Below are 12,140 nucleotides of genomic sequence, written 5' to 3' on the forward strand. Positions count from 1 at the left end.
ACACAAATGTGTGGTTATGATTAGTTTTTGCATACTTAACGGGTCGTAGCGACAGTCGTACTGGTTGCGGTATTAGAACCACTACTACTGCCGCCAGACGAGGCTACGGCAATACCGGCCAAAGCGCCGACAACACCGATACCTACGGCAGTCGTGGTACCGGCTGATATTGCACCTGCTTCGCCACCGGCTGCACTGCCGTTTTGCAACGCTGCACCAGTAGGCTCGGCGGCAAATACGCCAGAAGCGCCCGCTAAGTACATTATGGCTGTTAGAGCCCATAAGACTTTTTTCATTAAATTTCCCTTCACTTGATGAATGGAAACCAGGACCGGGATGGTTTCTGGCCCCCCTAGTATGTAAAAATAATGGTGAGAATGCAGCGGATGGCTCCCCGTCATGACCCGAAGAAAGGCGCCTGGTTATATCAGCCGAAAAAAGATGAAAATTAGTTTAATAAGCTACATTAAAAATTTAGGTTAAGATATTGAACTAATAAATTTATAAATGTTAGGATTTAATCCTGAAAAATCAATCAGGCAGGTTATTCATCGCATTGCATTGATAAACAGCCGAATTTTCATAAAAAAATATATTTTTCAAAAAGATAAATGAATTACCGCCGATTTCACCGGTCATTACTGGCGTGATATTTTAGGAATTTCCCATTTGAAAAAAGCGCTTTTCTCGACTATTTTAGGAAAAAACTTACTCCATTAACCCGCGTTTTAGCCCGTCCCGGATGACAATTTCTACTTCCCCACCCAGTAAGAGCCAGCCCAGAGTGGAGCCGGTGAAAACGTAGCCTGGTGTCAACCAACATCAGCAATCACCCGATTTTGGCATCGCTCCCCGCCCCTTAAGAACTGTTTTTAACGGCATAGCGGATAAAAGCCCCCAGGATATGGAGGCTAAAGCAGTAACGGGACCAGCAGCCTGGCTGCAGCCAGGGTTTATCGCATCGACGATTAACGCCAGGATTTATAACGGTTAATCAGCCCGTTAGTAGAACTGTCATGGCTGCTGACTTCTGACGCATCAGACAGCTCAGGCAGAATCCGGCTGGCCAGTTGTTTACCCAGCTCAACACCCCATTGATCAAAGCTGAAGATGTTGAGTATTGCGCCCTGAGTGAAGATCTTATGCTCATACAGTGCAACCAGCGCACCGAGGGTGTACGGGGTGATATCGCGCAGCAGTATTGAGTTGGTAGGACGATTACCCTCGAATACCTTGTAAGGCACAATGTGTTCGACTGATTTCGCATCCTTGCCTGCATCGGCAAACTCTTGTTCCACCGCCTCGCGCGATTTACCAAACGCCAGCGCTTCAGTCTGGGCAAAGAAGTTCGACAGCAGCTTGCTGTGATGGTCGCTTAGCTTATTATGCGACACCGCCGGGGCGATGAAGTCACAAGGGACCAGCTTGGTGCCCTGATGGATCAGCTGGTAAAACGCATGCTGTCCGTTTGTACCCGGCTCTCCCCAGATAATTGGGCCAGTCTGGTAAGAAACCGCATTGCCAGCACGATCGATATACTTACCATTGGACTCCATATTGCCCTGCTGGAAATAGGCGGCAAAACGGTGCATATACTGGTCGTATGGCAGGATCGCTTCAGTTTCTGCGCCAAAGAAGTTGTTATACCAGATGCCAATCAGCGCCAGCAGTATCGGCAGGTTTTTTTCTTCCGGGGTATCCGCAAAGTGGCGGTCCATGGCGTGTGCACCGTCCAGCAGTTTCTCAAAGTTTTCGAAACCGATAGAAAGCACGATAGACAAGCCAATCGCTGACCACATCGAGTAACGGCCACCAACCCAGTCCCAGAACTCAAACATGTTGTCGGTATCAATACCAAACTCACTCACCGCTTTGCCGTTAGTCGACAATGCGGCAAAGTGTTTCGCCACATCCCGCGGTTGGCCTGAGGTCAGGAACCATTCACGCGCGCTATGGGCATTGGTCATGGTTTCCTGAGTGGTGAACGTTTTTGAGGCGACGAGGAACAGCGTGGTTTCCGGGCTTAGCATTTTCAGCGTTTCAGCAATATGGGTGCCATCAACGTTAGAAACGAAATGCATTTTAAGATGGTTCTTATATGGACGCAGCGCTTCTGTCACCATAAACGGGCCAAGATCGGAACCACCAATACCGATATTCACCACGTCGGTGATGGCCTTTCCGGTAAAACCTTTCCATTCGCCGCTGATGATGCGCTCAGAGAACGCTTTCATTTTCGCCAGCACCGCATTCACCTCAGGCATCACGTCTTTGCCATCAACGACGATCGGCGTATTACTGCGGTTACGCAGCGCAACATGTAGCACCGCGCGGTCTTCGGTACGGTTGATCTTCTCACCGGAATACATCGCTTTAATCGCGCTCTGCAAATCAGTCTCTTTCGCCAGCGCCTGCAATTTTTCCAGCGTTTCACTGGTGATGCGGTTTTTTGAGAAATCCACCAGCATCCGATCGTCGAACGTGGCAGAGAAGTCAGCAAACCGGTTGGCATCCGCGGCGAAAAGGTCAGAAATGTGGACATCTTTCATCTGTTCAAAATGCTGCTGCAGCGCCTTCCAGGCTGCGGTTTTTGTCGGATTGGTATTTTTCATAGCAACACACTCTTTTTAATTGAGAAACATCATTCAGATCGGAAGATATGCTACCCGCTACGGGATATTGCCTCTCCTTTTCCTGCAACAGGTTGCGGCTATCATCTCATGAGATGGGTATGCAACCGGTGAGGACAGTTCCACTCAGAACTTGAGTATGACTATTCATACGCTGTTATGACAAAAAATTATAGCCCGAACAGTTCTGATAAAAGTTGGCGTATTCGATCTGCACGGTCGTTTTCAGACCAAAAATTATTAGCTCAGGTGATATCAAAGAGGATTAAATAAAAATGCCCAATCGACAGGCGACAGGCGTTGACAGCAGAGTCATAACCCGATATTTCTATGCCGCAACTTGCGCATCTTTGCGCTTGCCAGAAGAGGCGCGTCGCCCAGGCAGTGTGCTTGAGGAACCGAATCCATTGATAGCACATCAGGGGGAGTGACGCCGAGGTATTAACCACGCGGAGTGGGGCGTATCGACCGCAGAGGCTGAATCCTCTGGGTTGTCACCAGCAACGTCCGGTAGTCGGGCGGCGAGGTGGGGCGCTTCTGGGTGACTCGTAGTCGTTTACTTCTACGTCTTCTCCTGGTCGTGCCCTTTCCTTGTGCCAAGCTGATGTAATAAATCCTGACATGAAGGTAGTCAATGTAATGTCTCAAAATTTGATCGTGGCGAAATTCGGCGGCACCAGCGTTGCCGACTATACCGCTATGAACCGCAGTGCCGATGTGGTGTTATCCAACCCCGATGTGCGTCTGGTGGTTCTCTCCGCGTCTGCGGGCGTAACCAATCTGCTGGTTGCCCTCGCTGAAGGCCAGCAGCAGGAACAGCGCACCGCCCTGCTGGATGAAATCCGCCGAATTCAATACGCGATTATCAACCCGCTTAACCATCCGGGCGTTATACGCGAGGAAATCGACCGCATCCTGGATAATATCAGCACGCTGTCTGATGCCGCCGCGCTGGCGACATCGACTGCATTGACCGATGAGCTGGTAGGCCACGGTGAGCTAATGTCCACCCTGCTGTTTGTTGAGGTCCTGCGCCAGCGCAACGTGGCTGCCGAGTGGTTTGATGTACGTAAAGTGATGCGTACCAATGACCGTTTTGGCCGTGCCGAGCCAGAATCCACAGCCTTAACCGAGCTGGTCAACAGCCAGCTGAAGCCCCGCACTGCCGAAGCCTTAATCGTCACCCAAGGCTTTATCGGTTGCGAAGCGCAAGGCCGCACCACCACGCTGGGCCGTGGCGGCAGTGATTATACCGCGGCACTGCTGGGGGAGGCGCTACACGCCAGCCGCATTGATATCTGGACCGATGTACCGGGCATTTACACTACCGACCCACGCGTGGTCCCCTCTGCCAAGCGTATCGACGAGATCACTTTTGAAGAAGCCGCTGAAATGGCGACCTTCGGTGCGAAGGTGCTTCACCCGGCCACCCTGCTGCCTGCGGTGCGCAGCGATATTCCAGTGTTTGTCGGCTCCAGTAAAAATCCGTCCGCCGGGGGGACGATAGTATGCAATGAAACCCGTCACCCACCGCTGTTCCGCGCTCTCGCGCTGCGCCGTAAGCAAACGCTACTGACGCTGCACAGCCTGAATATGCTACACGCGCGCGGTTTCCTTGCTGAGGTATTTAATATCCTTGCACGTCACAGTATCTCCGTGGATTTGATTACCACCTCGGAAGTCAGCGTGGCGCTGACGCTGGATACCACCGGTTCGACCTCGACCAGTGACAGTCTGCTGACTCAGGCACTGCTGACAGAACTCTCCTCATTGTGTCGCGTAGAAGTCGAAGAGAACCTGGCGCTGGTGGCGATTATTGGGAATCAACTCTCGAAGGCGTGCGGCGTGGGTAAAGAGGTATTCGGCGTGCTGGAGCCGTTTAACCTGCGCATGATCTGTTACGGCGCAAGCAGCTATAACCTCTGCTTCCTGGTACCGGGTAATGATGCGGAGAAGATCGTGCAGACACTGCATCGCAATATCTTTGAATGATACTGAAACCGGGCCTTGCCCGGTTTTCTTCACTGCGCTGTCAGTAAATGCAACGATTGCCGGCTCCGTGGCGCCTTACGAAGCCGTTCCAACGGCGAACCGCGCGATAGTAACCACTCACTCCTCGACGCGTTGATCCTCAGGCACTTCCAGCACGCTGTAAGCCACTGCACAAAACAGCGAGTTCAGACGCTTCATATCGCCTAACAGCCCTAAATGCAGCGAACTGGTTTCAATGCTCTGTACATTTTGCTGGTGGAGGCGCTCAACGTGAGTGTATGAGTAGCGGCGGTTGGTGATGCGAAAACGATGCTTGGCGCGACGCAGCCGTTTAGCGCTGGTGAGATCGCAAGATAAAAACACCGACAGACTGAGACGCAAATTGCTGGTGAGCAGCTCCAGCTGGGCATCCAGCTCTTTCATGCCCTGCAGTGAAAAGGCCCGTCCTGCCGCCAGCGACTTATCCGCCACATCACCACTCATCCGTTCAAGAATATCCCCGGCCATTTCAAGATTGAGCGCCATTTCAATCGTTTCTGCCCAACGGCGCGAATCCTTTTCCGGCAGATCTTCTTTCGGCATCTGCGCAAGATAGAGTTTAATGGCGGTATACAACACATCGACATCGTCATCGAGCTTACGAATTTCCCGATCTTCACTCCGTTCACCATGCACCACCTTGCTGAAGGTGATGAGCATTTGTTCCAGTACATCCCCCATGCGCAGCGTTTCGCGCGCCGCATTCGCCAGCGCCAGTGCCGGGGTGTCCAGTGATGCGCTGTCCAGGTGTTTGGGTTTAAGTCGAAGATCGGTTTCCGCTTCATCGCGGATCAGGCGCTGACATAATGAGGCCATCGGCCCGACAAAAGGCACCATGATCAGGCAGCGGATCAGGTTATAAAACACATGGAAGAAAATCACTAACTCTTCATTGTTAACCGGCATTTTCGCCAGCCAGTTCGCCAGCGGGTCAATAAAAGGCAGTACCAGCAGCGAGCCAATAAACTTAAACAGCAGGCTGCCGAGCGCCACCCGTTTACCGGCGGCGTTGGACTTACTGTTGTTTAACATCGCCAACAGTCCGCTGCCGAGATTAGCGCCAATCACCAGACATAATGCCACTTTAAAAGAAATAACCCCGGTAGCCGCCAGGGTAGCAGTGAGTAATACCGCCGCCAGGCTTGAGTAACTGATAATGGCAAACAGTGCGCCGATCAAAGCGTCGAGCATCACGTCCCCGGTCAGCGATGAAAACAGCACTTTTACCCCGGCTGCCTGAGTAATGGGCGTGGCAGCGGCAACGATCAGCTGCAGTGCCAGCAGAATTAAACCAAGGCCAATGCTGGCACGACCTAACTGACCGGTGCGGGTCTGCTTGCGACTCAGAAAGAACACCACGCCAAAAAGATAAATAGCGGTGAAAGCCATGAAAGATCGAATGTCAGGATACGCGCCATTAGCGCAGTTCCCACATCGCCACCAAGAATAATCACCAACGCCGGGGCTAATCCCACCAGTTCCTGTGCCACGAATGAGGTAACCAGCATGGTGGTGGCATTACTGCTTTGTACCAGCGCAGTTACGCCAATACCGGCCAGAAACGCCACGGGTTTTTTTGCCATGCTGCGACTCAGTACCCGCCGCAAATCAGCACCATAGACACGCATGATCCCCGTACGCACGATATGAGTTCCCCATACCAATAACGCGACGGCCGCAAAAAGATTAAGCAGAGTTAACACCGATATTGACCTCCCTGAGTTAAAAGCACCGCATATCAATCGCGCCAGCTATACGTCGTTTATTTTAGCTGATATTTAGATAAAGTATTTTGTGAAAAAAATATAAGGTCGTGTTTTGTGGCGTTGATGCGTCGGTTTCCTGGAAGAATGAGCTAAAATGCCAGATCGCGTTATGCCGATAAAAATCGATAGTGCGCCGATAATCTCAGGTAACGGGGTATTGTAAGACAGTTTTATTCGTAATTGATAGCTACTGCCATCTTATCAGTTAATTTCTGGCCAATAACCGGGCGCAATGACCGACGATTTATCTCACCAACGTGCCGAATTTACCCTTTACGGCAACCCTCTGGGGCAGAACGCGCAAATAGCGTATTGCCAGAAAGCCTCTTATAACAAAAAAAAAGTTAGCGAATACTTACATACTCTTCAAGTCTTGACCCTTTGAGGGGTGACGTTCAAAAAATGGAAGAAAATCAGCACACAGGCTAACAGTCGCATTATAAACGGCGTAGTAAGTCAAAGCAGATATCTTTAATAAAGTTATATTCTAACAGGGATAAACATCTGCCATAAAAAGAAAGTCACTTGCAAGAGAGGGATTGACGCAAGGATTTTAAAATCCTCTAAAAATGATATTTTTGCGCAGAAGAGATTATTTACTATGTGTTTATAATCACTTGTAGATTAACGATAATATAATTTAGCATTAAAAAATTATGTCAATAAACACCGACGGCTATCTATTGTCATGGTATCAGACTCATAATTTTTCATCAGCTTCAGAGGTTCTCTTTTATCCCTGTAAGCTGTTAACATTGCATTATTTGAAGTTCAGGATGTTGTAATGGCAGCCAGTAAGGCATGCCTTTTGCCGGGCTGGATATCTACGAACGTCAGACGATTAAGATGTCGGGTACAGGCTGGAGCCTGTGCTGCCATCAATCGCCGGCAAACTGGGCAGAACTGCATATGCCCCCGGCAGCTCAATCCAGCGTTGGATTCATATGGCGCAGATCGAACGGCGTGATCTGGTAAACATAGTAGTTTAACCAGTTAGAGAACAGCAGGTTACCGTGACTGCGCCAGCTGGCACGCGGAGGCAGCTGCGGATTGTCTTGCGGGAAGTAGTTAAACGGTACTTGTGGATTCAAGCCTGCCTCATAATCCCGGTGATATTCACCCGCTAAGGTTAACGCATCATATTCAGGGTGACCGGTCACGAATGCGAGACGCTTATCCTTACTGGCGAACAGATACGCGCCGGTATGTTCTGATTCAGCATATATCTCCAGGTCGGTATAGTCACGTAGCAGTCCCGTAGGGAAGTCAGCGTAACGTGAATGAGGCGCCAGAAAGTTATCATCAAAGCCACGGGTTAGCAGAGCATGCGGATGTAATATACGGTGATCAAATACGCCAGACAGTTTGCTATCGCGCGTCTGCTTAGGAATGCCATACAGGATGTTTAGTGCGGCCTGTACTGCCCAACAGACAAACAGCGTGGAAGTTACGTGCTCTTTTGCCCAATGTAGCACCTTCTGGATTTGTGGCCAGTAGGCAACATCGCAAAACTCAATAAGACCAAGCGGCGCGCCGGTTACGATCAGCCCATCAAAGTTATCATTCTGTATATCTTCAAAATTACAGTAGAAATTATTCAAATGTTCCGACGGCGTATTGCGAGATTCACGTGTATCGATGCGCAATAGCTGGATATCGATCTGCAATGGTGAGTTAGAAAGCAAACGCAGAAACTGGTTCTCCGTTTCAATTTTCTTCGGCATCAGATTCAGCACCAGTACTTTTAACGGGCGGATCATCTGAGTGCTGGCACGAGTAGAGGTCATCACAAAGACGTTCTCGTTGCGCAAAAAACTCACCGCAGGTAATTCATCGGGTACCCTGATTGGCATCGCCTACTTCCTCATTACATACGCTTATACGTTTAGACATCCAGACAGCTAAAAATAACGTTAAGCGAAGCTAATGTCTAGTACTTATCGGATAATTGAAAATGTTTCATTACATCGCAGGTAATGGCATAACGAAGATGAAAATTTGTCGTTTATATTATCCTCATCTGATATCAGGGACAGTTAGCTGGGGTATATAAATTTTTTTCCTCAGAACGCAAAAAGGCCATCCCGCAGGATGGCCTTTTGCTTTATTTGATGCCTGGCAGTTCCCTACTCTCGCATGGGGAGACCCCACACTACCATCGGCGCTACGGCGTTTCACTTCTGAGTTCGGCATGGGGTCAGGTGGGACCACCGCGCTACAGCCGCCAGGCAAATTCTTTGTGCTCTGTCCTGTGTCTTTTGTGCTGATGCTGCGTTGGCCGCCCTGGCAACACATCAGTCACATACTGATGTATGCTTCTTCGTGCCGTCTCGGTTACCGCCTTGCCTCAGCGCAAAATCCTTCGGACTTAATTCCGGTGAACAAGCTGAATATCGTTTTTCGTCTCTCAACACAACCCAGAACGCTTCTGGCGTTGTAAGGTTAAGCCTCACGGGTCATTAGTACCGGTTAGCTCAACGCATCGCTGCGCTTACACACCCGGCCTATCAACGTCGTCGTCTTCAACGTCCCTTCAGGACTCTCAAGGAGTCAGGGAAGATTCATCTCGAGGCAAGTTTCGCGCTTAGATGCTTTCAGCGCTTATCTTTTCCGCACTTAGCTACCGGGCAATGCCATTGGCATGACAACCCGAACACCAGCGGTGCGTTCACTCCGGTCCTCTCGTACTAGGAGCAACCCCTCTCAATCTTCCAGCGCCCACGGCAGATAGGGACCGAACTGTCTCACGACGTTCTAAACCCAGCTCGCGTACCACTTTAAACGGCGAACAGCCGTACCCTTGGGACCTACTTCAGCCCCAGGATGTGATGAGCCGACATCGAGGTGCCAAACACCGCCGTCGATATGAACTCTTGGGCGGTATCAGCCTGTTATCCCCGGAGTACCTTTTATCCGTTGAGCGATGGCCCTTCCATTCAGAACCACCGGATCACTATGACCTGCTTTCGCACCTGCTCGAGCCGTCACTCTCGCAGTCAAGCCAGCTTATGCCATTGCACTAACCTCACGATGTCCGACCGTGATTAGCTGACCTTCGTGCTCCTCCGTTACTCTTTGGGAGGAGACCGCCCCAGTCAAACTACCCACCAGACACTGTCCCCACGCCGGATTACGGCGCCAGGTTAGAACATCAAACGTTAAAGGGTGGTATTTCAAGGTTGGCTCCACGCAGACTGGCGTCCACGCTTCAAAGCCTCCCACCTATCCTACACATCAAGGCTCAATGTTCAGTGTCAAGCTGTAGTAAAGGTTCACGGGGTCTTTCCGTCTTGCCGCGGGTACACTGCATCTTCACAGCGAGTTCAATTTCACTGAGTCTCGGGTGGAGACAGCCTGGCCATCATTACGCCATTCGTGCAGGTCGGAACTTACCCGACAAGGAATTTCGCTACCTTAGGACCGTTATAGTTACGGCCGCCGTTTACCGGGGCTTCGATCAAGAGCTTCTCCTTACGGATAACCCCATCAATTAACCTTCCGGCACCGGGCAGGCGTCACACCGTATACGTCCACTTTCGTGTTTGCACAGTGCTGTGTTTTTAATAAACAGTTGCAGCCAGCTGGTATCTTCGACTGGCTTCAGCTCCACGAGCAAGTCGCTTCACCTACGCGCCAGCGTGCCTTCTCCCGAAGTTACGGCACCATTTTGCCTAGTTCCTTCACCCGAGTTCTCTCAAGCGCCTTGGTATTCTCTACCTGACCACCTGTGTCGGTTTGGGGTACGATTGGATGTTACCTGATGCTTAGAGGCTTTTCCTGGAAGCAGGGCATTTGTTACTTCAGCACCGTGGTGCCTCGTCATCACGCCTCAGCCTTAAAGAGTTCCGGATTTGCCTGGAACTCAAGCCTGCACGCTTAAACCGGGACAACCGTCGCCCGGCTAACATAGCCTTCTCCGTCCCCCCTTCGCAGTAACACCCAGTACGGGAATATTAACCCGTTTCCCATCGACTACGCCTTTCGGCCTCGCCTTAGGGGTCGACTCACCCTGCCCCGATTAACGTTGGACAGGAACCCTTGGTCTTCCGGCGAGCGGGCTTTTCACCCGCTTTATCGTTACTTATGTCAGCATTCGCACTTCTGATACCTCCAGCATGCCTCACAGCACACCTTCGACGGCTTACAGAACGCTCCCCTACCCAACAACGCATTCGCGCCGCTGCCGCAGCTTCGGTGCATGGTTTAGCCCCGTTACATCTTCCGCGCAGGCCGACTCGACCAGTGAGCTATTACGCTTTCTTTAAATGATGGCTGCTTCTAAGCCAACATCCTGGCTGTCTGTGCCTTCCCACATCGTTTCCCACTTAACCATGACTTTGGGACCTTAGCTGGCGGTCTGGGTTGTTTCCCTCTTCACGACGGACGTTAGCACCCGCCGTGTGTCTCCCGTGATAACATTCTCCGGTATTCGCAGTTTGCATCGGGTTGGTAAGCCGGGATGGCCCCCTAGCCGAAACAGTGCTCTACCCCCGGAGATGAATTCACGAGGCGCTACCTAAATAGCTTTCGGGGAGAACCAGCTATCTCCCGGTTTGATTGGCCTTTCACCCCCAGCCACAGGTCATCCGCTAATTTTTCAACATTAGTCGGTTCGGTCCTCCAGTTAGTGTTACCCAACCTTCAACCTGCCCATGGCTAGATCACCGGGTTTCGGGTCTATACCCTGCAACTTAACGCCCAGTTAAGACTCGGTTTCCCTGCGGCTCCCCTATACGGTTAACCTTGCTACAGAATATAAGTCGCTGACCCATTATACAAAAGGTACGCAGTCACACCACGAAGGTGCTCCCACTGCTTGTACGTACACGGTTTCAGGTTCTGTTTCACTCCCCTCGCCGGGGTTCTTTTCGCCTTTCCCTCACGGTACTGGTTCACTATCGGTCAGTCAGGAGTATTTAGCCTTGGAGGATGGTCCCCCCATATTCAGACAGGATGTCACGTGTCCCGCCCTACTCATCGAACTCACAGCAAGTGCCTTTTTGTGTACGGGGCTGTCACCCTTTACTGCGCGACTTTCCAGACGCTTCCACTAAGGCACAAACTGATTCAGGTTCTGGGCTGTTCCCCGTTCGCTCGCCGCTACTGGGGGAATCTCGGTTGATTTCTTTTCCTCGGGGTACTTAGATGTTTCAGTTCCCCCGGTTCGCCTCATGCCACTATGTATTCATGACATGATAGTGCAACGGATTGCACTGGGTTTCCCCATTCGGGTATCGTCGGGTATTGCGGTTCATATCACCTTACCGACGCTTATCGCAGATTAGCACGCCCTTCATCGCCTCTGACTGCCTGGGCATCCACCGTGTACGCTTAGTCGCTTAACCTCACAACCCACAAGCGTCCCGAAAGACGTGTGTCGGTTGCAGGCATTGAGAGACTCGAACATATCGTGGCTTCATTCTGATTACGGAGAATGAATACGACATGTCGTTTCAATTTTCAGCTTGTTCCGGATTGTTAAAGAGCAATATCTTAAACCTGACTTTGCAGTCAGCTTTAAGATATTTTTAGCGACACCTTTCACCTGTCACCAAGCAAGTGGCGTCCCCTAGGGGATTCGAACCCCTGTTGCCGCCGTGAAAGGGCGGAGTCCTAACCGCTAGACGAAGGGGACACGGTGTGTCGCGACTTCGCAGGCGCCTTGCTCATTACTTCTATCAGACAATCTGTGTGGACACTGCGCCGGAAGGTA

At 51.0% G+C, this 12,140-nt stretch carries 4 protein-coding genes, 1 tRNA gene, 2 rRNA genes, 1 pseudogene and 1 riboswitch; of the genes and pseudogenes, 1 reads left to right on the top strand and 7 read right to left on the bottom strand.

Annotated elements, in window-relative coordinates; all coding sequences use genetic code 11:
- Nucleotides 1-35 precede the first annotated feature (35 nt).
- Nucleotides 36-296 (bottom strand): exopolysaccharide production protein YjbE, encoded by a 261-nt coding sequence (gene yjbE, locus JGC47_RS15725; RefSeq protein WP_004160510.1) that lies wholly within the window; start codon nt 294-296, stop codon nt 36-38.
- A 672-nt stretch (nt 297-968) separates the two neighbouring features.
- On the bottom strand, nt 969-2,612 hold the full coding sequence (gene pgi, locus JGC47_RS15730; protein ID WP_004160513.1) for a glucose-6-phosphate isomerase: 1,644 nt from the start codon (nt 2,610-2,612) through the stop codon (nt 969-971).
- Nucleotides 2,613-2,985: 373 nt separating this feature from the next.
- Nucleotides 2,986-3,175, top strand: a riboswitch (Lysine riboswitch).
- A gap of 94 nt (nt 3,176-3,269) precedes the next feature.
- On the opposite strand from pgi, the gene lysC reads away from it, so the two are divergent.
- Complete coding sequence (gene lysC, locus JGC47_RS15735; protein ID WP_004160514.1) at nt 3,270-4,622, top strand: lysine-sensitive aspartokinase 3; 1,353 nt, start codon at nt 3,270-3,272, stop codon at nt 4,620-4,622.
- Nucleotides 4,623-4,739: 117 nt separating this feature from the next.
- Here the strand turns inward: lysC and JGC47_RS15740 are convergent.
- The 5 genes and pseudogenes from JGC47_RS15740 to JGC47_RS15760 form a co-directional block, all read right to left on the bottom strand.
- Nucleotides 4,740-6,364, bottom strand: a pseudogene (locus JGC47_RS15740) (Na/Pi cotransporter family protein).
- A gap of 986 nt (nt 6,365-7,350) precedes the next feature.
- Nucleotides 7,351-8,280, bottom strand: a complete 930-nt coding sequence (gene metA, locus JGC47_RS15745; RefSeq protein WP_004160518.1) for a homoserine O-acetyltransferase MetA — start codon at nt 8,278-8,280, stop codon at nt 7,351-7,353.
- 260 nt (nt 8,281-8,540) lie between these two features.
- Nucleotides 8,541-8,656 (bottom strand): 5S ribosomal RNA (gene rrf, locus JGC47_RS15750).
- A 209-nt stretch (nt 8,657-8,865) separates the two neighbouring features.
- Nucleotides 8,866-11,772: ribosomal RNA gene (locus JGC47_RS15755) — 23S ribosomal RNA — on the bottom strand.
- A 215-nt stretch (nt 11,773-11,987) separates the two neighbouring features.
- A tRNA-Glu gene (locus JGC47_RS15760) sits at nt 11,988-12,062 on the bottom strand.
- Nucleotides 12,063-12,140 lie beyond the last annotated feature (78 nt).

The sequence above is a fragment of the Erwinia amylovora genome, from assembly GCF_017161565.1.
Classification (GTDB): Bacteria; Pseudomonadota; Gammaproteobacteria; order Enterobacterales; family Enterobacteriaceae; genus Erwinia; species Erwinia amylovora.

Bases quoted from the DNA above. Each gene is read 5' to 3' on its own strand.
- yjbE (WP_004160510.1), bottom strand. From the start codon at position 296: ATGAAAAAAGTCTTATGGGCTCTAACAGCCATAATGTACTTAGCGGGC.
- pgi (WP_004160513.1), bottom strand. From the start codon at position 2,612: ATGAAAAATACCAATCCGACAAAAACCGCAGCCTGGAAGGCGCTGCAG.
- lysC (WP_004160514.1), top strand. From the start codon at position 3,270: ATGTCTCAAAATTTGATCGTGGCGAAATTCGGCGGCACCAGCGTTGCC.
- metA (WP_004160518.1), bottom strand. From the start codon at position 8,280: ATGCCAATCAGGGTACCCGATGAATTACCTGCGGTGAGTTTTTTGCGC.